18 protein-coding genes and 1 rRNA gene are annotated in these 25,172 nt (G+C 39.6%); 5 read left to right on the top strand and 14 right to left on the bottom strand.

Annotation, left to right across the window (positions count from 1 at the left end; translation table 11 throughout):
- Positions 1-142 precede the first annotated feature (142 nt).
- Entirely contained in the window at positions 143-1,336 is a 1,194-nt protein-coding gene (locus tag ACW0TQ_RS15075; RefSeq protein WP_455725805.1) for an ornithine--oxo-acid transaminase, read from the bottom strand.
- A gap of 290 nt (positions 1,337-1,626) precedes the next feature.
- Positions 1,627-4,737 carry a DEAD/DEAH box helicase gene (locus tag ACW0TQ_RS15070; protein ID WP_455725804.1) on the bottom strand — a complete coding sequence of 1,037 codons (3,111 nt, stop codon included), beginning with the start codon at positions 4,735-4,737 and terminating at the stop codon, positions 1,627-1,629.
- Between the two features lie 269 nt (positions 4,738-5,006).
- Between ACW0TQ_RS15070 and ACW0TQ_RS15065 the strand changes: the two genes are divergently transcribed.
- A complete protein-coding gene (locus ACW0TQ_RS15065; RefSeq protein ID WP_455725803.1) occupies positions 5,007-6,578 on the top strand; it encodes a peptide chain release factor 3 in 1,572 nt (523 codons plus the stop codon).
- Between the two features lie 194 nt (positions 6,579-6,772).
- On the opposite strand, the gene helD is transcribed toward ACW0TQ_RS15065, so the two are convergent.
- The 5 genes from helD to trmB form a co-directional block, all read right to left on the bottom strand.
- Positions 6,773-9,082, bottom strand: coding sequence for an RNA polymerase recycling motor HelD (gene helD, locus ACW0TQ_RS15060; protein WP_455725802.1), 2,310 nt, complete (start codon positions 9,080-9,082; stop codon positions 6,773-6,775).
- A gap of 266 nt (positions 9,083-9,348) precedes the next feature.
- On the bottom strand, positions 9,349-10,578 hold the full coding sequence (locus ACW0TQ_RS15055; RefSeq protein WP_212929544.1) for a Zn-dependent hydrolase: 1,230 nt from the start codon (positions 10,576-10,578) through the stop codon (positions 9,349-9,351).
- A gap of 20 nt (positions 10,579-10,598) precedes the next feature.
- Positions 10,599-11,786, bottom strand: coding sequence for a hypothetical protein (locus ACW0TQ_RS15050; protein WP_042535576.1), 1,188 nt, complete (start codon positions 11,784-11,786; stop codon positions 10,599-10,601).
- A 570-nt stretch (positions 11,787-12,356) separates the two neighbouring features.
- Entirely contained in the window at positions 12,357-13,622 is a 1,266-nt protein-coding gene (uraA, locus tag ACW0TQ_RS15045) for a uracil permease (protein WP_212929546.1), read from the bottom strand.
- A 382-nt stretch (positions 13,623-14,004) separates the two neighbouring features.
- Positions 14,005-14,646 carry a tRNA (guanosine(46)-N7)-methyltransferase TrmB gene (gene trmB / locus ACW0TQ_RS15040; protein WP_042535580.1) on the bottom strand — a complete coding sequence of 214 codons (642 nt, stop codon included), beginning with the start codon at positions 14,644-14,646 and terminating at the stop codon, positions 14,005-14,007.
- A gap of 89 nt (positions 14,647-14,735) precedes the next feature.
- Here trmB and ACW0TQ_RS15035 point away from each other — a divergent pair, with 89 nt between their 5' ends.
- On the top strand, positions 14,736-15,017 hold the full coding sequence (locus tag ACW0TQ_RS15035) for a YtzH-like family protein (protein WP_042535581.1): 282 nt from the start codon (positions 14,736-14,738) through the stop codon (positions 15,015-15,017).
- A gap of 16 nt (positions 15,018-15,033) precedes the next feature.
- Here ACW0TQ_RS15035 and ACW0TQ_RS15030 read toward each other — a convergent pair whose 3' ends face one another.
- The 6 genes from ACW0TQ_RS15030 to ACW0TQ_RS15005 all read right to left on the bottom strand — a co-directional run bounded on the left by ACW0TQ_RS15030 (position 15,034) and on the right by ACW0TQ_RS15005 (position 21,071).
- Entirely contained in the window at positions 15,034-15,852 is an 819-nt protein-coding gene (locus ACW0TQ_RS15030) for a phosphotransferase family protein (protein WP_042535584.1), read from the bottom strand.
- A 319-nt stretch (positions 15,853-16,171) separates the two neighbouring features.
- Complete coding sequence (locus tag ACW0TQ_RS15025) at positions 16,172-17,077, bottom strand: diacylglycerol/lipid kinase family protein (protein ID WP_455725801.1); 906 nt, start codon at positions 17,075-17,077, stop codon at positions 16,172-16,174.
- A gap of 7 nt (positions 17,078-17,084) precedes the next feature.
- On the bottom strand, positions 17,085-18,026 hold the full coding sequence (locus ACW0TQ_RS15020; protein ID WP_042535588.1) for a nuclease-related domain-containing protein: 942 nt from the start codon (positions 18,024-18,026) through the stop codon (positions 17,085-17,087).
- A 100-nt stretch (positions 18,027-18,126) separates the two neighbouring features.
- Entirely contained in the window at positions 18,127-18,702 is a 576-nt protein-coding gene (gene thpR, locus ACW0TQ_RS15015) for an RNA 2',3'-cyclic phosphodiesterase (RefSeq protein ID WP_175297075.1), read from the bottom strand.
- A gap of 12 nt (positions 18,703-18,714) precedes the next feature.
- Positions 18,715-19,440: a pseudouridine synthase gene (locus tag ACW0TQ_RS15010; RefSeq protein ID WP_042535590.1), complete on the bottom strand. Its 726-nt coding sequence runs from the start codon at positions 19,438-19,440 to the stop codon at positions 18,715-18,717.
- A gap of 11 nt (positions 19,441-19,451) precedes the next feature.
- Positions 19,452-21,071 carry a putative polysaccharide biosynthesis protein gene (locus ACW0TQ_RS15005; protein WP_042535591.1) on the bottom strand — a complete coding sequence of 540 codons (1,620 nt, stop codon included), beginning with the start codon at positions 21,069-21,071 and terminating at the stop codon, positions 19,452-19,454.
- Positions 21,072-21,327: 256 nt separating this feature from the next.
- Between ACW0TQ_RS15005 and ACW0TQ_RS15000 the strand changes: the two genes are divergently transcribed.
- The 3 genes from ACW0TQ_RS15000 to ACW0TQ_RS14990 all read left to right on the top strand — a co-directional run bounded on the left by ACW0TQ_RS15000 (position 21,328) and on the right by ACW0TQ_RS14990 (position 24,304).
- Positions 21,328-22,599: a BaiN/RdsA family NAD(P)/FAD-dependent oxidoreductase gene (locus tag ACW0TQ_RS15000; protein ID WP_212929545.1), complete on the top strand. Its 1,272-nt coding sequence runs from the start codon at positions 21,328-21,330 to the stop codon at positions 22,597-22,599.
- A 116-nt stretch (positions 22,600-22,715) separates the two neighbouring features.
- Positions 22,716-22,910, top strand: a complete 195-nt coding sequence (locus ACW0TQ_RS14995) for a hypothetical protein (RefSeq protein WP_042535593.1) — start codon at positions 22,716-22,718, stop codon at positions 22,908-22,910.
- A 224-nt stretch (positions 22,911-23,134) separates the two neighbouring features.
- Positions 23,135-24,304, top strand: coding sequence for a dicarboxylate/amino acid:cation symporter (locus ACW0TQ_RS14990; protein ID WP_042535595.1), 1,170 nt, complete (start codon positions 23,135-23,137; stop codon positions 24,302-24,304).
- 792 nt (positions 24,305-25,096) lie between these two features.
- Here the strand turns inward: ACW0TQ_RS14990 and rrf are convergent.
- Positions 25,097-25,172, bottom strand: a 5S ribosomal RNA gene (rrf, locus tag ACW0TQ_RS14985); the annotation flags it as partial.

Genomic DNA, 25,172 nt, shown 5'->3' with positions numbered 1-25,172 from the left:
ACCTCCTCACAGCTTATCTTTTGCCTAATGATTTATTTCCATACTGGCACTGTTTGGGAATTAATAACGTACTGCCTCGGAGAAGGCCGGCACACCATAAAAAAAGCCCCAATGAAAATTCATTGGGACGTAAAGAATATATTTAATTCGCCTGGAGCACTTTCTTTATTTTATCCAGTGCCCAGTCAAGCTCTTCTTTTGTAATCACTAACGGCGGTGCAAAACGAATGGTGGTTTCATGGGTTTCTTTACACAAAATGCCGTTTTCCTTCAATGCTTCACAAATCGGCCGGACAGGCTTCGTAAATTCTACACCGATAAATAATCCTCTAGCCCGGACCTCCTTCAAATCAGGGTGGCTGATAGCAGATAATTCAATTGCAAAATATTCGCCCAGTTCAAGTGATTTATCAACCAGTTCTTCTTCAATTACATCCAATGCTGCCATCGAAACAGCACAGGCTAATGGATTACCTCCAAATGTTGAGCCATGTGAACCGGGCGTAAAAACATCCATAATCGCTTTATTAGCAGCAATGGCAGAGATAGGGAGCACACCTCCGCCTAATGCTTTCCCCATCACATAAATATCTGGCTCTACATTTTCCCATTCACAGGCAAACATTTTTCCAGTGCGGGCAAAACCAGTCTGTACTTCATCGGCAATAAATAATATATTTTCTTCATCACATATTTTTCGAACTTCCTGCAAATAGCCTTCCGGCGGGATGAGAATACCTGCTTCTCCTTGAATCGGTTCGATAATAATTGCTGCTGTATTTGGTGTGATGGTTTCTTTTAACGCTTGAATATCTCCATAATTTATCTTATATATCCCTGGCACAAAGGGGCCATAATTTGTAGTTGCATCCGGATCATTCGATAATGAAATCGCATTCATTGTTCTGCCATGGAAATTTCCTTTTGCTGCAATAATCTCCGCTTGATTCGCGTCAACATCCTTTTTTTCATATGCCCACCTGCGCGCTGCTTTTATCGCTGTTTCTACTGCTTCTGCTCCGGTATTCATCGGCAGGACTTTATCTTTATTGGTTAATTTCGCAAGGCGCTCTGTCCAAGGCCCTAATAATTCATTATGAAAAGCTCTTGAAGTAAGTGTGACTTTATCTGCCTGATCTTTCAGTGCTTGAATAATCTTTGGGTGCCGATGTCCCTGATTGACAGCAGAGTATGCACTTAGCATATCCATGTATTTATTTCCTTCAGGATCCTTCACCCAGACTCCTTCTGCCTCTGCAACAACTACCGGCAATGGATGGTAGTTATTTGCACCATAGGCAGAGGTAAGTTCCATGACTTCTTTTGATGTCACCATAATAAGCAGCCTCCCTTGATTTCATGCAAAGTTATTCGTTCTCTTCTTAAGCATAATCATTTGTTTAACAAAACGTCAAGCTTCATTTTGATTAGATATATTTATTTTCTTTTTTTCTCTTCACCAAAATCCATGGGTAACATAATAGATATAAAATTGCTGTAAGCGGCCGCTACGGAAATACACTACGCTAGCCAGCTGCTTATATCACATTTAATTATATTTTCCAACTATATTTTTAAGAATTTAAAAGAGAAGAGGCCTTACCTCTTCTTTTTAAGCCATTTCTTTTATTCCAGCGTTCCCAGGAGCAGTTTCTCTACGTCTTCATCTGTCAGCTGATTATTCCATAAGTCCTTCGTCTGTACCATCTGTTCAATCAGATTTCTTTTTTTCTGCTGGAGCTCGAACATTTTATCTTCAATGGTTCCTTCGGCCAGCATCCTAATAACGGTAACATCATCTGTTTGTCCGATTCGGTGTGCACGATCGATTGCCTGGTCTTCTACTGCCGGGTTCCACCATGTATCGTATAAAATAACCGTATCAGCACCCACTAAATTTAATCCAGTACCGCCAGCTTTCAGCGATATCAGGCAAATATCATTCTTCCCCTGATTAAAAGCGCGGCAAAGTTGGATCCGTTCCTCAGCAGGTGTTTGCCCGTCCAAATAAAAGTAGGAAATTTCCTCTGCCCTTAATAAATCACCTATTCGCTGCAGCATTTGCGTAAATTGAGAAAAAATCAACAGCCGTTTTCCGGAACGTTTGGCATCCTTCACAATTTCCATCAGCCGCTTAAGTTTAGCTGACTCTCCATGATAATCCCGTACAAATAATGCCGGGTCACAACAAATTTGTCTTAACCGGGTCAGTCCCGCTAAGATACGAATACGATTTTTACGAATCGTTGCACGATCCAAATGTTTAAATTTCGGATGTCTTAACTTGGATAAATAGGAAATATAGATTTGTTTTTGTTCTTCCGTCAGCGGAACACGTTCAATATATTCCGTTTTGGCCGGCAAGTCCTGGAGCACATCCTTTTTCTCTCTCCGCAGCATAAATGGGTGAACTCTTCTCAGCACCTGATCATTAGTAAGCCAGGAAAAATCCTTCAAGCCGCCGAGCAATTCAGGAAATATAACATGAAAAATCGCCCATACATCCTCTACTTTATTTTCTAATGGCGTACCTGTTAACGCAAACTGATAATCGGCTGTTAATTTCTTTACTGTACGGAAAACCTGTGTCGCAGGATTTTTAAAGGTTTGCGCCTCGTCAAAAATAATCGTCTGGAAAGCAGTCTTCTTCTTCAGCCAATCGATTTCATTTTTCAATACACCATAGGAAACAATCCATACATCCTGTTCTTTAAATGCTTTCTTTTTTTGATTTCTTTCCTTAACGGTACCTTCCAATATATCAACGGAAAAAGCCGGGGCAAATAATTCCCATTCCTGCTTCCACTGATGGCTCAGCGAGGTCGGACAGACAATCAGAATAGATGCTTTTTTCTTTTGCTGCTGAAATTTCGTGATACAAAAAGCGATAGCCTGCACGGTTTTCCCTAACCCCATTTCATCTGCCAGCACGCCGCCCAGACCAGATTCAGCCACCGCCAGCATCCAGCGCACGCCGTCCTGCTGATAAGGCTTTAAAATCGGCTTAATTTCTTTTGCGATTGGATACTTCTCCTTTGCCGGTACCTGAATAGCATGAATCATTTCCTTCACAGCTGCTCCATCAGCCAGATAACCGTTATCCTCCATCCGATGCGCAAATGACAAACCCTCCTTCAGCGACAGCTCAATTTCCTCCAGAATTTCAGAAGGGGTCATCGAAACGGAAAGCAGATATTTTTCTAATTCTTTTACCTCCTCTGTTTCCAATGTCAGAAAAGAACCATCCTTTAAGCGATAGTAAGGCCGCTTTTCTTCTATCGCTTCCAGAATCTGTCGAACCTCCTGCTCCCAAAAACCTTTCACTTGAAAGGCAAAGGAAAGCCAATTTGTTCTGTCACGCTTATGCTTCACACGTACAATTGGCTGAAACCGCTTCTTGCTGATTTGATTACGAACGGCATTCGTTACAAAAACATCGGCCATCTTATACAATACTGGTAAATGATGATATAAGAAATCATATTCCAGCTGTTCATTTTGCAGAATAAAACTGCCTCCCGTATTCGCAAATCCACTTCTTTCCAGAAAAGCAATAATTTCTGCTTCCTTTTCTTTATCCCGGCGAATCAGACTTGTTTTCTCAAATGGCGTTATCTTTTTATCTCCATATTGGAATTCCACACCAGCCAGAAGACGATTATGGACCCGATCTATATAAACACCAGCTTTCAGCGGAGTATTAAGATGCTTTAGCATTCCTGTCCTATCCTCCACTTCACCAATCCGCTCTAAAAGTGCTGAGATAGAAACCATTTGCTCCCTGCTGACAACGATGGTTTGTGTTTGCTTTTGCCATAGCTGCTCGCATAAAGTAATCAGCTGCTTTTCTTCTTCTGTTAATAAATAAAGGGATCCGCTCTGATAAATAAGCTGATAAGCAAGCAAAAAAAATGTAGCTTTTCTTTCTCGAAAAGCGATGGAATAATCTGCATCTGACTGATAGACACGAAAAGAAAGCGGAGGCAGTGCATCATAAAAATGTAATGGCTGCTTATGATAATCATTTGCCTCCATATAAAGGGATACCAGCGGGCTTGCAGATAGTAATTTCTCCATACGGTCCCAAGCTGAAGCCGGGACCGAAACCCAGCTTGTTTTATCCTCAAAGAGCTTGCCAATCATCTGCTGGTCCTCATAGATATGGATAAGCTGTTCTAAAATCTGATTGCAATCATCTTCAAAATAAAATTTGCTTGCATCAAAGGATAGATTATCAGCAATTGAAAAATGCCTTCCGCTTTTCAATGCTTCTAAAAAAGCAATAATATCATGGACAATTTTTCCATCGATTTGAACAGCCATTTGCAATGCGGCCCGTTCCGGTTCTGCTGGAATACGCAGGTAAAAATGAACCGGAATAGCCTGCCTTGTCTCAAAATAGCCGCGCTGACGAAATTCCTTATCCGGCTTTCCTGTCAGCGACGGTGTGGCAGCTTCCGGCTCTCCTGTTTCGTGGATACCGATTAAGACCGCAGCGATATGCTGACAATCTAATGTATAAGATCCGAGCTTCGGACAGCTGCACGCAGTGCTCTCTATTTTATTATTTCGATACGTGACTGTAATATGAAAATCATCCGTAGTTCTGACCGTTCCAATCAGCTGCTGTTCCAAAAAGGTTAACTGCACATTTCCCTTTTTCCACAGACGTTCTCCATATTTATAAGACAACTCTCCGCATCGTTCTTTTATTTCTTGTTTGGGTACCCATACCATTTCCTGCACGACCTTTTCATTCATTTCACATATTTTAAATTCACGCTGTCAGAATTAATATCTGATTGACTTTTTTATTATATTACCTGATTTCTATTTCACGAAAGAGGTTAAATTGTAGTATGATATATCTATTGCACATTATAAAGCAACAATAGGCAAACATCTAATAAACAAATGATGATTTTTAAACATTAGCTTCTGATCTATAAACAAACACGTATAAAGCTGTAAAAGATGGATCAGTCTATGATAGAAAGGATTTCACTATGTCAATTCAAGAAGAAGTACAGAAAAGAAAAACATTTGCGATTATCTCGCATCCCGATGCCGGGAAGACAACAATGACAGAAAAATTACTGTTATATGGCAACCTTATCCGTTCAGCAGGAACAGTCAAAGGGAAAAAATCCGGCAAATTCGCTACATCCGACTGGATGGAAATTGAGAAACAACGTGGTATTTCGGTTACATCCAGTGTCATGAACTTTGAATATGAGGGTTTTCATATCAATATTTTAGATACCCCGGGACACGAAGATTTCAGTGAGGATACGTACCGGACTTTAACCGCTGTTGACAGTGTTGTGATGATTATTGATTCTACGAAAGGAATTGAAGCACAGACCATCAAACTGTTCAAGGTTTGCCGGATGCGAGGAATTCCTATCTTTACTTTTATGAATAAATTAGACCGGGAAGGAAAAGAGCCATTAGCTTTATTGGAGGAATTAGAAGAGGTATTAGAAATCGATACGTATCCAATGAACTGGCCGGCTGGCATGGGAAAAGGCTTCCTCGGAATTTTTGACCGGGAAAATGAACAATTTGTACAGCATCATCCAGGAGCAGAGGAAAGCTATATCCCTTATAAAGAATTAGAAAATCACCCAGAGTTAACTGAAAATGGAACCTACCAAGATGCAGTCAATGAACTGGAGCTTGTTGAGGAAGCTGGAAATACTTATTCTGAAGAAGCCATTTTAAACGGCGAACTTACACCTGTTTTCTTCGGAAGCGCACTTTCCCCATTCGGCGTGCAAACATTTTTTGATTCCTTTATCAACTTAGCACCGAGTCCGACACCGCGTAAGTCGACCAAAGGTGCCGTAAAACCGGAAGAAGAAGACTTCTCTGGATTTATTTTTAAAATCCAAGCCAATATGAATCCTGCCCATCGTGATCGAATTGCTTTTCTACGTGTTTGTTCCGGAAAATTCACACGCGGGATGAGTGTTGCGTTAGCACGGACCGGGAAAGAATTAAAACTGGCTCAATCCCAACAAATGGTGGCGTCTTCCAGAGAAACCCTTGAAGAAGCATACGCCGGCGATATTATCGGTATTTATGATCCCAATGCCTACCAAATCGGAGATACGTTGCTGACCGGCAAAGAAAAATATGAATTTGATGAACTGCCGCAGTTCCCGCCGGAAATCTTCAAAAAGGTCATGGCAAAAAACGCATTGAAATCGAAGCAGTTTCGTAAAGGGATTGAACAGCTTGTTCAGGAAGGCGCTATTCAGCTGTTCCGGGATAAATTAACAGATTCCTTTATTTTAGGCGCCGTCGGAGAATTGCAATATCAGGTCTTCACCTACCGCATGGAAAATGAGTACAATGCCCAAGTAATCATGGAGCCAATTGGTGAACGGATTCCAAGATGGCTAAATCCTGAGCAGGCAGATGCTTCCTTGTTTGATTCTGGAAATCTGCTGGTACGTGACCGTCATGATCAGCCGCTCGTGCTGTTCCGAAATGAATTTGCATTAAACTGGTTTAAAGATAAAAATCCAGATATTGAGCTGATTGACCTTTTTGAGACAAATAATTATCAATAAGAAAAAATGGAGACAGGATTGGATATCATTCTGTCTCCGTTTTTATTATTTGCCAATCTCCAGAGAAGAAAAACTGCAACTTCGGATTTTCCTTGTGTCTCGATGTTGAAAATCGCACAGTCAGTTACACTGCAATAAAAAAGGATTTCCAAACCTTTATCGCAAGGTACGGAAATCCTTCTTCATACTTTTTCTCACCTTTCCACAATCGTCGCATACCTGTATTTCTCTTTAGGAACCTCACTTAAAAAAGGAGATATTTTATCAGAGTACAATAAGGTCAAATCATGCATAGCACGGGTGCACGCGGTATAAAGCAAATATTTATCTGTAGGGTGTGAATACACTTCACTGGAAGCATCTGCAAGAATCACCGCATCAAATTCAATCCCCTTTGCTAAATAGACAGGAACAACCACAACCCCTTTTTGATAGGTTTTGGTATGCTCATTAATCTGTTTGATATCTATTTCTTTATGCAGCTGTTGATATATTTTATCACAGGCACCTGCCGTCTTCGCTATAATCGCAATCGTTTCATGGCCTTCCTGCTGCTTCTCTTCTATTTTATGAAGCAATGCATCCTTTTCAGAAATGGATTTTGTCAAATGAATGACCTCTGGAAGTGAACCACTGCGTTCAAAGGGTTCAACCGGTTCACTGCTCGGTGAAAAGTATGATGTGAAATCTGCAATCGGCTTCGTTGAGCGATAGCTTTTCGTTAATACGATCCGCTCCGTACTTTCCTTAAACGAAATATTCTCCTGAATCGGATTTTCCTCCGATGCATAGGAATAAATTGCCTGATTTACATCCCCAAGCAGTGTAAAACTGGCATACGGATAAAGATGCCTTAAATAAGCAAATTGAAAAGGCGTATAATCCTGTGCCTCATCCATTACAATCAGATGCACAGGCCGGTTAACCTGGTGGCCAATCATTTCCCCTTTAAAGTAGTTATAAGCAGTTGCCAATTCCCATGGAAGCTGTTTTTTCCGGAGCTGCCTAATTGCTTCTGCTTTATATTGTTGAAGCGCACTGGTTCCATTCAATTCTGCGATAAAGTCCATATACATTTTAAATGTATTAATAAAACGGTTCTGACGGATCATATTTTGCAATGGAGCAAATGTTTTACGAATAATTTTCTCTCTCAAAACCTTTTCTTCATCCTGGATACTGCTTTCTTCATGTTCATTCTCTGCTTCATGATAAGCTTTCATATAGTCATCTTTGGTTAACAGCTGGATTTGATCCAAAACCCAATCTTTTTCGATTTCTTCCTTTTGAAATGCACGAATGCGCTGCAGCAGCCAATTTCTTAACTGCTCCATTTTATTTGGAAGACGCATATCCTTCTCCAAGGATGCAAAATAATCTTCAATCTCCGTCTTATCAATGAGTAATTCATTTCGAAAACGGATAGAGCGGAAAACAAGATTTGTTTGATTTAATTTCTCTAAATGCTGATTAATTGTGTCCATAAAAGCCGTACTGGAAAAATACTGAATTGCATCCCTTAATGATTTCTGTTTTTCTTCTTCTAACCCCATCAGCTTTTCAATCTGTTCAAAGGGGGTGTCTACATGTAATGCTTTATCTGTTCCTTTGAGAACGAATTGATGAAAGGTTTGCTGGTTGACCGGCTCCTCGCCCAATTCAGGGAGCACATTTGCTACATAGCTTGAGAATAAATCATTTGGAGATAAAAGCAGCACCTGGTCCGCTGTCAAATTAGTCCGATGATGATAAAGCAAATAGGCAATGCGCTGTAATGCTGCAGATGTTTTTCCGCTTCCCGCTGCACCTTGTACAACAAGCACCTTACTGCCGCGATGACGGATAACGGCATTTTGCTCTTGCTGAATCGTAGAAACAATCGATTTCATTTGTGTATCAGCCGCCCCGCTCAAGCTTTCCTGGAGCATCTCATCTATAATAGTTACGGAGGTGTCAAAGATTCCTTTCATTTTTCCATTCCGGATCATATATTGTCGTTTTAAGCTCATGTCGCCATTCACTGTTTCTTCCTCCGTCCGGTACTCTACCGGGCCTGGAGCATAGTCATAATAAATACTGGAAATCGGAGCCCGCCAGTCATAAATAAGAAAATCCTTCTCTTCTTCATCCATTAACGAAGAAGTACCAATATAAATTTTCTCGATTTCTTCACTGCCTTCTTCCTGAAAATCAACTCTCCCAAAGTAAGGCTGGTTTTTCAGCCGTTCTAATTGGTTCATCCGCTGATAATTTTTCCCGTAATGCCGCTCTTTCTGTGCGAGGATATTGGATTGCTGCTTAATACTTTCCTGTGTCTCAATAATGTCATCCATTTCATCCATATTAACGGTAATATCATCCCAGAATGTTTTACGTAATTCAACGACATCTTCCTTCACCTTGGAGGATTGTTCCTTCAAAGCATGTTGTTTCTTATCAATAATATCTAATACCTTCTCTAGTCGCTGATATTCAAATTCGTGGCTATCCCTTTGCTTATCCATCAACTTCCCCCTTTATTTCCGAAAACAACTGTTGACATACTTATTATTATAATGTATAATTATAATATATGGATATGTATTATTCAGTATATCTTTAACTTTTATATTTTACCATCATTACATAAATTAATCAATACATCTGCAAAAGCCGGCTTGAATTTTTCAGCAGGCTTTTTTTTGACCATGTTTACTCCATCGTTTCTTCTTTTTATTATCATAACATATATGATATAACCTATTAAAAAAATCCCAGAGCCAAATCGACACTAGGATTTTTCCGTTAATTTTAATGCAGTTTCGTATAATACTTCGATGCCTGCAGCAAGCTCATGGATTGCGGTCCATTCCTCCGGGCAGTGACTGAGACCGTCTTTACTCGGCACAAAAATCAATCCGACATCCGTTATATCGGAAAGGACCATCGCATCATGTCCCGCTCCGCTGTGCATGTTGATAAAAGAGGTACCTAACTGCGCACATGATGCTTCAAGTACAGAACGAATTTTCTTGTTCAGTTCCTTAGGCTGCATGTATAAGGACTGCTCTACTGCAGTCTGAATACCATTGGCTTCCCAAGAGCGAACCAGATTTTTTACTTTCTGCACGACATTTTTTACATGTGCTTCTTTGCTGGAACGGATATCCACAGAGAAAACAACTTTATCCGGAATTACATTTGCTCCGTTTGGAAATACCTGATGTCTTCCTACCGTTGTCACCGTTCCTTCTCCTTCTTCCATTGCAATCTGCGGAAGCTTGGAAATGATATTGGCAGCCGCTACTAACGCATCAGAGCGCCGATCCATCGGTGTTGTACCAGCATGTCCTGCTTTCCCGTCAATCGTTACCTCTAATTGTGTTAATCCGACAATAGATTCCACCACTCCCACGGAAATCTGCTCTTCTTCTAGAATAGGCCCCTGTTCAATATGCATTTCTAAAAATGCTTTGATTGTTTCTGGATCTCGTTTCACCTCTAATGAAGGATCCAAACCAATCTTTTTCATTGCCTCGGGGACAGAGATACCGTCCTTATCTTTGGTCTCTTGAACATCATCCTTTGAAAGATATCCGGCAATTCCTCTGGAGCCCATTAAACCGCCGCCAAACCTTGATCCTTCTTCTTCAATCATCGCAATAATTTCTAATGGGTATACCGGCTTAACTTGATTATCCTGGAATAATGCAGCGATTTCTAGACCGGCAATCACACCAGCCGGACCGTCATAATCTCCGCCATGAGGAACACTGTCAAAGTGAGATCCTACAATTACACTTGGCGCATCCTTCTTTTCACCTTCCAGCTTGCCAAAAATGTTGCCGAGACCGTCTTCTCTTACTTCTAACCCATATGCTTCCATCTGCTCTTTAATATAGATACGGGCTTGTAAATCTTCTTCACTGTAAGTCAAGCGGGTGGTTCCTTCATTCGGCGTCGCTGTATATCTGCTTAATGCTTTAATATGTTTTTCAATGCGTTCCTGGTTTGCTTTCACGTAATGATTCCTCCTTCAATCTACAAGAAACTGACAAATACTCCTGCTAGTATAACAGAAACAATCGTTACGGTCACAAATCCGCCAACCAGCATCGGAGGGAGCATATGGCTCGTCAATATTTCTCTTTCCTTTGTATCCTTCGTCAATGAGGTGATCACCTCATTGGTAATTACATAATCCGCTGGAAACCCGTAAAAGGCAGTTAAGGATATTGCATATGCCATTGCTTTGCTGACCTTAAACAGCCTGCCAACAATAAAGGAGAAGATATACATTCCGATTACAGCTAAAAGAATACTTCCGACTAATAAGTAGATAATGTCAAGCATCATATCCGGGGTAGCATTTCTTAATCCGTCAAGAATATAAAGCATCAGCCCCAACATCGCAAAACCAAACCCGTTTGCCTTCTGCAGCGCCTGCTTTTCCAAGAAGCCGGCACTTCTGCCGATAACACCGAATAACAGACAAAGGACCATCGGACTGACAGATACGACTGGCTCCAGCCATGCAGATATCTGATAAGCAAGGAACCCGGTAACAGCTAATCTAAAAAATATAAAATAACTGGTATTATATTGTTCCGGGAGATTCCTAAATAACTTTGCACCTTCGTACTCTTCAGCTGCTGTTTTATTCGATGTATCAGCTTCTTTTAATTCACCGCTGCGTATTTTATTCAATAATTGCTTTCCTTCTTTTTTCAACATCACAGATGTTAAAGGATAACCTGCAAAGCCTTGCATCACATAAATAACGATTGCAAATACAGATAAGCTTACCAGACCTGCTTCTGCAGCACCTTCTGACATAATCAGTGAGGATACCAGCCCTCCCACTAACGGTGGAACGGCGACAACCATAGCCTGAAATCCGAAAAGTAAGGTGCCAAAGCTAAGCAGAAAGGCAACAACACCTAAAACACCGCCGAGAGCGATTAAAATCGTACGCCATTGCTGCTTCAGCTCCTTTAAGGATAATAGTGTCCCCATATTTACAATCAGCATGTACATCAGCACTGTAGCAACTACAGGAGGTATACCTGCTATTTCAACTATATCCTGCGGGAAAAAGGTCCAATAACCCGCTAAAAACAGAACGGCACAGACAAAAATCGACGGTACCCAAGCCTTGGTTTTGGCAGCAACCACGTCTCCAATATATAAAATCAATACAATAAGAACTAATGCAAGCATTTGTGCCATGTTCATTCATCCTCCAATTAATTAAATTATGTTTTTCCTGCTGTCTGTCCTCTAAGAGATTATGAACATTTCTATGCCCAAAGACAATCGGCTAACTGTTTAAATGGTTCCGTTATATGAAAGATTCTGTGAATTACGCCTATAGATGTGTATATATTCACATATTTTTCAGACTATTAATAGAGTTTTAAATGATTTCATACTTTTATGATTCTTTTGAAGAAAATTCATAGTCTATAGTGTAAAATGCAGTCCACAAGCGTATGGAACTGCTTCGAATCTTCTATCAATAACGAAACTATTTTAGTGATAATCGAAATATTATCACCAAACAGATGGTTCGTCAATAAAAAATTTAACCAGCTTCCAGGCTGGTATGGTGCGTTTCTATTCTACTTTTTATATCAAACAACGACTGTATAGGAGTTGTTATCGCTTTCTATTTTTCATTGTTTATGCTTTCTTATTGCAAAAATTGTTATTTGAAAAAGAAAACTGCCGCTCTATATGAAATTCTCTCCAATTTCATTCGAGTGCAGTTTTCTTTCTATGCCTCATTCATATATTTATTTACTTATCCTCATTCGATAAGTTTAAAGCATCCAGCAGTTTAAAGAATAAGCTGATTAAAATGGCAACAATGGTCGCCAGCCCCATTCCTGTCAATTCTACTGCACCAAGTTCAATGCTGGCTCCGCTGACACCAATTGCCAATACTACACAGGTCAGGATAAGATTTTGCGAATTATTATAATCAATCTGCTGCTCTACAAGCATACGCAAACCGCTTACCGCGATAATCCCGAAAAGCAGTAAAGAAATACCGCCCATAACCGGTGTTGGAATAGATGAAATTAAAGCAGCAAGCTTTCCGCAGAAGGAAAGGATAATTGCTAACACCGCAGCTCCGCCGATAATCCATGTAGAATATACTCTTGTTATCGCAAGAACTCCAATATTTTCACCATATGTTGTATTTGGTGTCGATCCGAAAAAGCTGGAAAGCATCGTAGAAATACCATTACCAAATAAAGAACGGTCTAAGCCCGGATCCTTTACCATATCCTTCTTCACAATATTGCCTGTAACTACTAAATGTCCAATGTGTTCAGGCACAAGAACAAGCGCAGCCGGTAAAATAATAAGGATGTCAGACCAGTTGAACTCAATCTGATAATAGGTCGGCATTTGAATCCAGGCAGCCTCCCGTACGGTTGTAAAGTCAACAATTCCAAACATCGCCGCAATCAGATAACCAGTTACTATACCGAGAAGAATCGGAATAATTTTCAGAAATCCTCTTAAAGTCACCCAATAAACAATCGTTGCCCCCAGCGTCAGCAAAGATACCGTTATCGCAGTCATATCTCTTGGAACATCCGCCCCCGGCAACAATCCAGCCATATCTGCTGCTGTAGGCACAAGCTCCAACCCAATAACGGCTACAATAGCTCCCATCGCTGCCGGCGGAAAAATAACATCAATCCAGCTTGTACCCGCATATTTCACAATCACCCCGATCAGAGTCAAAACAAGACCTACTACGAAGAAACCACCCAAGGCGGCACCATAGCCTCCTCCATCTGTCAGAACTAACGTAACTGGTGCGATAAAAGCAAAGCTCGATCCTAAATAAGCAGGAATTTTCCCTTTCGTTATAAAAATATACAGCAGTGTGCCAAACCCATTCATCATTAAAATAGTTGCTGGATCTACGTTAAATAAAAGCGGTACTAAAACTGTGGAACCAAACATTGCAAATAAATGCTGCAAACTTAAAGGCAAGCTCTGTAATAATGGCAGCCGTTCATGTACTTGTATTTCTCTTGATTTCATCAATACCTGTCCCTTCTGTATGTATTCTATATCCAATTGCTCTCTAGCTAAAAACACCTTACCAGTCCGGGGTAAGGTGTCAGAATACACAAAGGAACATTATCCATTAAATATGTGTTCCAAAAGGATGATAAAAAAGACCATAGAATCTTAAACATCATTTTTATTAAGCTTTGGAAACGTCTCTTTAAAGGACATATTTATTTTGCTTCATCCGTTTTCCTTACCAGCCTCGCGGGACTGAATTAAAGGTTCATCAAATCCATTCATATCGTATATATTATGACAAATAAACAGAAGTACTGTCAATCATTTATTTTCATCCTCTGGAACTTAAACGCGTCTCGCACTGGAAGACTTGCGAATCATCAAGCTTTCTTTATTAAGATGAAAATTGTGCTGTACAGCGATAGATGACATGTCCCATGGAAGCGAATTTTTCTTCATACTCTGTCTTCACATTCGCTTCATCCTCAATAGCATGCAAATCTAAATTCACTTCTTTCAGCTTCATTCCATAGTCGGAAAAGCTGACTAATGAATACTCGAATAATCCGCGATTATCGGTTTTGAGAACGATTTGACCTGAATCCGGCAAAATATGCTGGTATTGCTCCAAGAAGCTTCTAAAGGTCAAGCGACGCTTCTCATGACGATTTTTTGGCCAAGGATCGGAGAAATTTAAATAAATTTGCCCGATTTCATTTTCTTCAAATATAGCAAGCAAATCATTCGCATCTTCATTCAATAGGCGAACATTATCTAACGTTTCTTCATCCACTTTTTGAACTGTAGAAACAATAATACTTTTCGCTACCTCGATGCCGATAAAGTTTATATCCGGGTGCTGCTTTGCCATTCCTGTAATGAATTGCCCCTTACCCGAACCAATTTCTACATGAATCGGATTATTGTTGCCAAAAACTTTTTTCCATTCCCCTTTATGTAAGCTCGGTTTCTCTAATACAATATAATTTTTTTCCTTTAAATAATCATCTGCCCATGGTTTATATCTTTGTCTCATATACGCTTTCCTCACTTTTATAGCTTTTGATGATGTGAATAATAATGCATTATCCGTTTAAACTATGCTCAGGAACGAGGTGAATTTAGATGCAACTATCTCTGCAAAACAAATTGCAATTACTGTGTGATATTTTAGACGAGCATCAATCTGATTCCTCTGTGTCTCCGAATGAACATGCTCAGTTAGAAAGGCTCACTGCTTCCCTATTAGCTCAACAAGAATTATCTGATCAGGATATCCAGGACGTCCTGACGCGCATTTACCAATATGGTAAAGATGGGGCTGCTGCATCCGATCTGACAAAACATATTGGTGATCATCAAGATCAGTTTCAGCATTGGATCAATACGGTCCAGCAAAACCTCTGATTGGTATCCCGATATGCTAAGAAACAATAAAATCTTTAATCGATTGGTTGATTTCCTGTAATTCCTTCAATCTTTGCTGGACTTTCCCTTTCTCATTACGGTCAAAGTGCCAGCATAAGAATTGGAGGTTGTCCTGCAGGAGATACCAGTACATACGAATAAACCATTGTCTGTCCGGCTCTATTCCGTAATTGATAAGCCACTCTTTCCAATCTTCCTTTGGAATATACCATTTTAAGAGCATACCAATATCCGTTGCAGGATCAGCAATGGTTCCATTATCCCAATCAATTAAATAAATGATGTTTTCTTTTGTTAAGATTAAATTATTATGGTTCATGTCACAATGACATACAGCGAGCCTTTGGTTCCTTGTATAAGGAAGCATCATTTCCAGCAAACCAATTGCTTCCAGTACCTCTTCCCGCTCATGCATTAAGCCATTATTTTCTAATTGTAAACAAAGCTGGGTGAAGCTTTCATCTGAGGTTACCGGTTTTTTCCCCATTTTTAACAGCATATGCATTAATTCCGAGGAATGATGTATTTTATACAATAAATCAGCCACAGATTGCTGCTTCATTTCTTCTTCATTCAAAGAACGCCCTTCCAGCCATTCTTGAGCGGTAATAACATCACCATTTTCTATTCGCTTTGTCCAAATAAGCTTTGGTACAATTCCTTCTGCAGAGAGTACAGCTAAGAAAGGCGATGTGTTCCGTTTCAAAAACAATCGCTTTCCATTTTTTTCAGCTATAAATGCCTCGCCGGTCAAACCTCCAGCCGGTCTGACAAGCCATCCTGTACCTAAAGCATGTTCGAGCCAGTTAATCATAATGTCTTCCCATCTTTCAAAATTAGCATTCAAGTGCGTGTTCAAGAAACATCCGAAAAATCTTTATTCATCAATAGACCATTCTTGCTTTTTATCTGGTTATAAATCAGATAGACAAGCAATCCTTCTCTATTTCCGATAAATAATATGATTCTTTTTCATGTGTTAAGTCTTTATTGTATCTAGAAATGATCAAAATTACAATATCTACATGCATTATCAATAATATTAAAATATAATAAAATTTCAATCAATCTGCTTTTTCTACTATTTATCATGGAGAATCGTCTGTAAATCTCCTACTGAATGAAGTTTCTATTTATATAATATGTACTGCCCGTTGATCCTTTGTAATCAGACAAGTACGGAGCCTTCCAGTTTCTCCATCTGCCTGATAGCGGACTGGTGAATCAGCCTCTATCACCAGCTCCTTCGTCCGAAATAATTCTACTTCCTTTAAAAAACGATGCAGGCCAAAAATAATCAGCAGGAATAATAATAGAATTTTCTTTCTGGATATCTGATGAACAATCAGTATGGACAGATATTCCTGATGCAGGACTGCATGTGGTACTACCTTTAACCCTCCGCGGCAATAGGGATGATTTGCTGCAGAAATGAGCCAGACATTTTGCAATGTCCTTACCTTTCCATCGTATTTCAAACGAATATTCATCGGTTGAAAGCTCCAGATTACCCGGATTAATGCAATCAGGTAAATCAGCTTCCCCAAACCCAGACGATTGAGCCAGCCCTTTAATCGAGATTTATTTGCTGCTTCTGTCGTTATTGCATCTATCCCGACACCGATACTATTGATAAATTTTTTGTTCTCACTGTTGTCCAGTTGAACCCTGCCATTCCAATAGCAGTACCTATCCGGACTTGAAATGATTTTCTGCCATTGCTTCTCTGCATTCCGATTTTGACCGGTCCCTCTGGCAAAATCATTTCCAGAACCGGTCGGAATAAAAGAAACCGGCACTTCTTGGTTCACCCAGCCATTCATTACTTCATGCATGGTTCCGTCTCCGCCGATAACGATAACATGCTTTATCCTTCTATCCCCGGAATAATTTGCAGCAATCACTTTGCCCTCCCCAGGTGCGTCAGTAAATAAAGTTTTTTGCTCGATGCTGTGAAAACTTTCCATCTTTTGAATACGCTCAAAGGCCTGCTTTGCTTTCCCATTCCCAGCATGGGGATTCACAATCAATAAATACATCGTCAGCTTACTCTGCTTCCCATTCCGGTCTCAGAAAAGAATGCGATAAGCTGTTTCTTAACAAGGATTCAGCCACACTGAGCTGCCTCTTTTTCAGCGGTAAATGAATAGATCGCTTCTCTTTAAACCATTCCGGGAAGGAGAGCTTATCGATAATTTCTGTCTGGTAAGGTGCGGTGGCATATAAAATACGATTAATTCTGGATATCACTGTTTTTTTAATCGGAATATCGATATTCTCTTCCTTCAGAAAACGTTCAATCCATTTTTCCGACCGTTTTAACGAAATTAATGGATTGACCAGCCGCCCCGGCTCTTCATTATTTTTAGCAGTAATGGTCCAGGTACGTTCGTCTCCAGCCATAATTACTTCGTCTGTATCCAGTTCAACAAATGATAGTATTTCTACTCCAATTGGTGTGATAAGTATAATATCTGTCTCCACTGCCGCTTGCTTCACTTCAAATATAGGACGGTACATCACAAGATATGTATCTGGAAACCGCTGCAGCAAAAATCGTAATAATGGATCATTATAATAATTCGAATCAACGACAGAAACCTGCGAAACAGTGGATGATGCCCATTTCATCTGAATTTCCAATATGCGATCCAGAAAAACCTGCTTTAATTCTTCTTCCGTATCAGGGAGCTTTAATAACGGTTTATTCCGTTTTACGATTTCTTCGTCTGGAGTCAAATCCTCTACAACAACCGGTGATTTGATAAATCGTTCTTTCCATTTTTGCAGCAGTGAGTTTTTTTCTTTTACCTCTTCTGCTTCCGGCTGTGCCTCTTGTTTGGTCTCCTCCTTCAGAGATGGATCAAGCCATTCCGAATGGAACTGTTCCCACTGTTCTTTCTTTTGTCTGATATATTGAGTGGGGTAACGATAGGTATCCCACTCATATCTGGAAATATAATCCTGTAGCTTAATTAACTGTGCCATCCTATTCTCTCCTTTTTCTCATCAGAAAACCTGCTACGCTTCTAGTTGCCATTGAAAGGTCTGCAAACTGTCCCTTCACACACTTATTTGTAAATGAGATTCAGCTAAATGACTCATGACGCAATGGAAAACGCTGAATGATTTCATATTTCGGAGTGGAAGAAGGATGTATCTTGTATAGCTCCACCGCATCCACGTTAAATGCTTCAGCTAAGGAAGGCATATTGGATATTATTTTATTCCAGCTGTCTTCTGTTACGGTTTTCTTTTGATCTGCCCATTTCTTAGCGATAGTAATATGCGGAGTATACGCTCTCTTCTCATTTTTATAGCCGATAATTTCACAAATCTGTACTACTTGCTGCTGTATGCGGTTCAACATTGGATTATTTTCCACCCCCAGCCATAAAACCCTTGGCTGATGTTTATTTCCAAAAGTACCTAAGCCTGTTCTGTTTAAATTAAATGCTGTGTAAGCTGTGATAGAATAAAGCTCATTCCGGAGAGTTTCTATCGACTTTTCATCTACTTCTCCTAAAAAAGCAAGCGTAATATGAAAATCTTCCTTATCCGTCCATTGCTTATAAGGAAGATGCTGCATGAAATGCTTCTGCCATTCTGTCAGCTGCTCTGCCAACAATGGCTTTACCTGGATACCTATAAAATAATGAGACATGGTCATAACTCCTTATTTCTTTAAACTGTAGCAATAAGCTACTTCCTCCTCGGTCAGCGGGCGGTAAGCTCCCCGCGCCAATTGGTCATCTAGGGTTAATTCTCCCATTCGATGTCGCTTTAAATAGATAACCTTCCCCTGAACCGCTTCAAACATCCGTTTAATCTGATGAAATTTTCCTTCCGTAATTTCTATTTGTACTTCAGAAATCCCCGATTCTTCATCTACAGATAATATTTCCAGTTTAGCTGGTTTAGTAAAGTAACCATCTTCCAGCGTAACTCCATCAGCAAATTGTTGGATTACATCCCGAGGCAGATCCCCCTTCACCTTGGCACGATACATTTTCGGTATATTTTTATTCGGAGAAGTCAGGTGGTGGCCTAAATCTCCATCATTTGTAATTAATAATAAACCTTCTGTATCTTTATCCAGCCTCCCCACTGGGAAAGGCTGGAAATGTCTTTCCTGTTCGGATAACAAGTCAATGACCGTCTTATCCTTTGCATCGACCGTTGCCGATACAACTCCGGGAGGCTTGTGAAGCATCAAATAAATAAATTCCTGATAAATGACAGGCTCTCCATCTACATGGATATTGTCTATATCTGGATTTACTTTTATCGAACCGTCTTTGACCACATGATTATTTAAAGTGACTTTTTTCGCTTTTAACAGCTGTTTTACTTCTTTCCTGCTTCCAACAGCCATATTTGCCAATAATTTATCTAATCGCATAGGAGAACTCCTTATTTTTTGCGTTTCAATCGATTTAAGCCTGGTATATTCCCTTGAAAGATATGTTCTAACAATGTTGATTTATACGCTAAAAATAGATAGAATAGTCCGCCTGCAGATATACCGATGAAAAGCATCATCGTCGTTGCCCAGCGTTCCTCCTGATATGGCAGAAAGAAGCTGAAACCAAATTTTAACACTGCAATAACGAAGCACATCATTCCTGTAAAAATCAAAATTAAAATCGTTCGCTTTACTGTTTGTTTATAAGAAAAATCAGCACTTCTTTTTATTCGGATTAAATTAAGCAAAACAGCAATACCTGCTGCAATTGCCGTACCTAAAATGGCTCCTTGTCCGCCGAACATATGAATAAACTGACTGTTGAATAATACTTTTACCAAAAGACCGGCCAATAAACTGATAACCGCATAATTTTGCTGATCAAGACCCTGCAGCATCCCAGCTGTTACTGTAATCAGGCCAAAGAGCAATGCCACTGGAGCATATAAGGCCATCAATTTCCCTGTAATCTCAATATCTTCCAGCGTAAATAACGAACCAAAAATTTCATCGGAAAGAATTGCAATTCCTGCAGCTGCCGGAATGACAAATACCATGATAACCTGTAAAGCCTGGTTAATTAGTTTTGTATAAGTAGTTTGATCGTTTTGTGTAAAAGCATTCGTTAACGATGGCAGCATCGCCATAGATAACCCTGTAGCGATAGTCATCGGTATAATAACTATTTTATGTCCCAAGTTATTGATAACAGCCAATTCTGTATCATATGTTGCTCCTCTGCCGCTGGCAACCATGGCAGGCTGAAATGTAAACTGATCAACAAGCTGATATAGCGGGATAGCTAGACCAACTAATACAAATGGACCGGCATATCGAAATAATTCCTTAAATAAATCGACCGTGCGAAAATCATGTGTCGTCTTCTGGTTTGCAATTTTCTTATCAATAAACGGTTTTCTTTTTCTCCAATACCAGAAAAGAACCAAACAAGCTGCCAGGGCGCCGATTAAAGCTGCAAATGCAGCAAAACCTACTGCTAAAGTAATCGACCCGTTAAAGTAATTTACAATAATATAAGAGCCGAGCAGAATAGCTATAATGCGCACAATTTGTTCTATGGTTTGGGAGATAGCCGTCGGCCCCATGGACTGATTCCCCTGAAAAAATCCCCGGACAATACTCATTGCCGGAATAACAATCAGTGCAAAGCTGACCATACGGATAACAAAGGCGATATCATCCGGGGTTATTGGTCCGCCTTCTCCTTTAATTTGTTGTGCTCCTATCCAATCAGCTGATAAAAACATCACAAGGAATGCAACAACGCCAGTGACTAGCATTAATGCACTGCCGGCACGGAACATCCGCATCCCAATTTGATAATCACCTAAAGCGTTATATTTGGATACAAATTTTGATACTGCCGCCGGTATGCCGACTGTGGATAAACTAATAAAAATACTGTAAGGTGTGTACGCATATACAAACAGCGCATTACCTGTCGTACCAACGATTGCAAAAAACGGGATAACAAAAATCATTCCTAAAAACTTGGACAGGAACGACGCACCTGATAAAAGCATCGTTCCTCGTAGCATATTTGACATTGTAACTTTTTCACCTACAATTAGATTAATAAAATAGATTGCTTTATTTTAGCACTTCCTATTAATTTTAGCATACTTTTTGTCTACATTGCTTGATTTAATCTGCTAAAAAACGACAAATAAATTTCATTTCATTCTATTACATCCTAAGCAGCCCTCATTTCCCTTATGATATATAGAAGAAATTTTTTATCAGGATTGTACATTTTTATAGAAAGTGCTACGATACGGAAGGAAAAGAAAGGAATGAGAAACCTTGGATTATGATGTTGTCGTCATCGGCGGAGGACCATCTGGATTAATGGCAGCTATATCTGCTGCAGAGCACGGCGCCAAAACACTGCTGATTGAAAAAGGAAAAAAGCTGGGCAAGAAATTAGCCATCTCCGGCGGAGGCCGCTGTAATGTAACAAACCGTTTACCGCAGGAGGAAGTAATAAAACATATTCCTGGCAATGGTAAATTTTTATATAGTGCTTTTTCAGTGTTTAATAATTATGATATTATCGATTATTTTGAAGGTCTCGGGATTGCTTTAAAGGAGGAAGATCATGGCAGAATGTTTCCAGAATCCAACAAAGCAATGGATGTGGTTAATGCACTTATTAATCAATTAAAAGAACAAGGTGTCACCGTAAAAATGAATACAAAAGCAGCTGCAATAGAATATGGGGAGAATCTGCACAAGGTACACTTCGATGAAGAACCTTCTATAGAAGCTGCCGCCATCGTTCTGGCAGCCGGCGGAAAAGCGGTACCTCACACTGGCTCGACAGGTGATGCTTATCCATGGGCTAAAATTGCCGGTCATACGGTAACAACACTTTACCCGACAGAAGTAGCGCTCACCTCGAAAGAAGCCTTTATTAAGCAAAAAAAACTTCAAGGCTTATCTCTAAGAGATATTCGTTTAAGCGTATTAAATAAACGGGGAAAACCAATTATCACCCATCAGATGGATATGATTTTCACTCATTTTGGTATTTCCGGTCCTGCCGTTTTGCGCTGTTCCCAGTTTGTCGTTAAAGAGCTGATGCGGGGCAGAGATGCTGTAGAAATGCATCTCGATATTTTACCCGAAATAACCGAAGATGATTTATTTAAACAAATCATGCATACCCTTGAAGATAATCCAAAAAAAGCGTTTAAAAATGCAGTCAAAGGACTGATTCCTGAACGTCTTCTTGACTATTTAATGGAAACGCATGACATCGGCTCTGAACAAAAATGTGCCAATATCTCGAAAAACACCATGCTTCAATTTACAAAAGAAATTAAAAATTTCTCCTTCCAAGTACACGGCAGTCTTCCAATGGAAAAAGCTTTTGTTACTGGCGGAGGTATTTCAATTAAAGAAATTGTACCAAACACCATGAAATCAAAAATCATGCATGGCCTATATTTTTGCGGAGAAATTTTAGATATACATGGCTATACAGGCGGGTATAATATTACTTCTGCACTCGTTACCGGAAGAATAGCCGGCATGAATGCAGCCTTAGATACAACTATAGATGCTGTTAATTAATGTCTTTCATAATTTATTTTCCTCTGGAAATAATAAGCCTGTCTGAGCTGGCCGTCTATCAACTGGCCAGCTTTTACTAACTGTCTTTTTCACATATGTTGAAAGGAAGGATTAGTATGGAAAAAAACTCAATTTGGCTTCCATTGGTTGCCTCTGTCGGTATTGGTGCAGCCACTTTTTATTCTATGACCAATCAACAACAAAATGTAGGTCAGGCTTTGCAGCAAGCAGCTCCTTTTTTCAGCTCTAAACAAAAATCAGGTTCAGGAAACAAGGAGACGGAAACATTAGGACCATTTGGAATGAGTTAATATCTCAGACTGGGAAGTATCCTCCGGGATGCTTCTCTTTTCTATATTCTACAAAAAATAATAATCTTGGGCTGCATTTCTAAACCATTTGAAACATATGAATAAATAGCTGACTTCCTTTCTTTTTCCATTCGTTTTACTTAATAAAGTCTGGCTATCGTCTTAATTTTGAGTTATACTATGTCCGTTACATATTATTTACAAACCAGATTGGAGAGTTTCTTATGCAACGCTTTGGTTTATTATTTCGTATTATTATTGCAATTGCTCTCGGTATTATTGTCGGAATAATTGCAAATGATTGGCTTATTCGATTGTTCGCCACATTTAATGATATTTTTGGCGGATTCCTCAGCTTTATCATCCCGCTAATTATTTTAGGGTTTATCGCACCCGGAATTGGTTATATGGGAAAAGGAGCCGGAAAATTATTATCGATTACAGCTTTAATTGCTTATGTATCAACTATCTTCGCTGGTATTGTAGCATATACAGCTGCAAGCAATCTGTATCCATCTATTTTAAGCGGACAGTCATTAACAATGTTTAATGACCCAAGCGGCGCACTGCTGGAAGGTTTTTTGGATTTTGAGATTCATCCGCCTTTTGAAGTAATTACCGCACTTATTCTTTCGTTTATTTTAGGAATTGGAATGGCAGCATTAAAAAATGATACGTTATTAAAAGTATTTACTGATTTTCGCTCTATTGTCGAATTAGTTATCAGCAAAGCAATTATTCCATTACTGCCAATTCATATTTTTGGAATCTTTGCCAACATGACACATGCAGGACAGGTCGCTTCTATTTTACAAGTATTCGCAGTTGTCTTTGTGATGATTATTCTGTTACATGTTTTATATTTAATCTTTCAGTATTCAGTTGCTGGAGCATTGAGTAAACAGAATCCTTTCCGGATGTTAAAAACCATGCTGCCGGCTTATTTCACAGCGCTTGGAACTCAATCCTCCGCTGCTACAATACCTGTTACATTAGCACAGTCCAAAAAATTAAAGGTAAAAAGCAATATTGCTGATTTCACGATTCCTTTACTTGCTAATATTCATTTATCAGGAAGCACTATTACCCTGTTAAGCTGTGCCACTGCAGTTTTATTTTTACAGGGAGACTCCATCACATTTGGATCTGTTTTTCCTTTCTTACTTGTATTGGGAGTGACGATGATTGCAGCGCCTGGGGTACCTGGCGGAGCTGTTATGGCTTCTATCGGCCTGCTTGAATCCATGTTAGGCTTCGGGCCGACAATGGTATCCTTAATGATTGCACTATATCTTGCTCAAGACAGCTTAGGTACAGCATGTAATGTTACCGGAGACGGAGCGATTACAAGTATAACAGATTCCATTAATAACCGATGGAATATATCTAAATAAGGAAAAAGACGAGAAGTACCATTAAACCTGGATACTTCTCGTCTTTTTAGTATGTAATTTAAAATTCAAATATCGAAGAGGAACGAAGTTAAAAAAACAAGAATACAGCTTGTTCTTTAAAACTTCGGTGTGCTTGCCAAGAAGATGTCCGCTACGACGGTTTTCGATGAGACGAGTAATCGCAGTCCCGGGCCCAGGGCAAAGATCTCGCAGAAAAAAAGCGAATTTCTTTTTTACCCTCGAAGCATAAGCGCGACTTTAGCTCTGTCTGTCGTTTCGCTAATCGCTGAGTCTTCTTTATCGCAGGGTACAACGCGAAGTCTCTAAAGTTTGGCGCCCGGAGCTGGACGCGGCTTTTTTCTATAAATAGTTATCCACAAAGCAATAATTCTATAATTTCCTATGCCACAAAAAAATACACTCATTTTCCTCTCCCGGATAATCGGTATAGAATGGATTTATGAGATATATCCAATATAAAGAAAGTCCTTCATTGTATATGTTTCTTATCGTGGATTTTTATGAATGTCTTCAAATAATACATACACATTTGAAGAGGTTCACCATACAGCACGTATATTTCAAAGACAGTACACCAATAAAATTCTATTTTTTATGTATGATTATAATAACAGCTAAATAGAAGTACTAAAAACTTGTATTAATGCTAGCTTATAAATAGAATGCTTGGTCGATGTTTATCCTAGCGATTTTTCGTTCAGTAACATTCTTTCATATATTTCTAAATAAAAAAAGAGCTAAGCATGATGCTTAACTCTTTTTCAATATGCTGCCTGGCAACGTCCTACTCTCGCAGGGGGAAGCCCCCAACTACCATTGGCGCTGAAGAACTTAACTTCTGTGTTCG

The organism is Oceanobacillus sp. M60 (genome assembly GCF_053839645.1).
This window is presented reverse-complemented; position numbering and strand designations above follow the sequence as displayed.

Coding starts and splice junctions, on each gene's coding strand:
- ACW0TQ_RS15075 (WP_455725805.1), bottom strand. CDS start 1,336: ATGGTGACATCAAAAGAAGTCATGGAACTTACCTCTGCCTATGGTGCA.
- ACW0TQ_RS15070 (WP_455725804.1), bottom strand. CDS start 4,737: ATGGTATGGGTACCCAAACAAGAAATAAAAGAACGATGCGGAGAGTTG.
- ACW0TQ_RS15065 (WP_455725803.1), top strand. CDS start 5,007: ATGTCAATTCAAGAAGAAGTACAGAAAAGAAAAACATTTGCGATTATC.
- helD (WP_455725802.1), bottom strand. CDS start 9,082: ATGGATAAGCAAAGGGATAGCCACGAATTTGAATATCAGCGACTAGAG.
- ACW0TQ_RS15050 (WP_042535576.1), bottom strand. CDS start 11,786: ATGGCACAAATGCTTGCATTAGTTCTTATTGTATTGATTTTATATATT.
- uraA (WP_212929546.1), bottom strand. CDS start 13,622: ATGAAATCAAGAGAAATACAAGTACATGAACGGCTGCCATTATTACAG.
- trmB (WP_042535580.1), bottom strand. CDS start 14,646: ATGAGACAAAGATATAAACCATGGGCAGATGATTATTTAAAGGAAAAA.
- ACW0TQ_RS15035 (WP_042535581.1), top strand. CDS start 14,736: ATGCAACTATCTCTGCAAAACAAATTGCAATTACTGTGTGATATTTTA.
- ACW0TQ_RS15030 (WP_042535584.1), bottom strand. CDS start 15,852: ATGATTAACTGGCTCGAACATGCTTTAGGTACAGGATGGCTTGTCAGA.
- ACW0TQ_RS15025 (WP_455725801.1), bottom strand. CDS start 17,077: ATGTATTTATTGATTGTGAATCCCCATGCTGGGAATGGGAAAGCAAAG.
- ACW0TQ_RS15020 (WP_042535588.1), bottom strand. CDS start 18,026: ATGGCACAGTTAATTAAGCTACAGGATTATATTTCCAGATATGAGTGG.
- thpR (WP_175297075.1), bottom strand. CDS start 18,702: ATGTCTCATTATTTTATAGGTATCCAGGTAAAGCCATTGTTGGCAGAG.
- ACW0TQ_RS15010 (WP_042535590.1), bottom strand. CDS start 19,440: ATGCGATTAGATAAATTATTGGCAAATATGGCTGTTGGAAGCAGGAAA.
- ACW0TQ_RS15005 (WP_042535591.1), bottom strand. CDS start 21,071: ATGTCAAATATGCTACGAGGAACGATGCTTTTATCAGGTGCGTCGTTC.
- ACW0TQ_RS14995 (WP_042535593.1), top strand. CDS start 22,716: ATGGAAAAAAACTCAATTTGGCTTCCATTGGTTGCCTCTGTCGGTATT.
- ACW0TQ_RS14990 (WP_042535595.1), top strand. CDS start 23,135: ATGCAACGCTTTGGTTTATTATTTCGTATTATTATTGCAATTGCTCTC.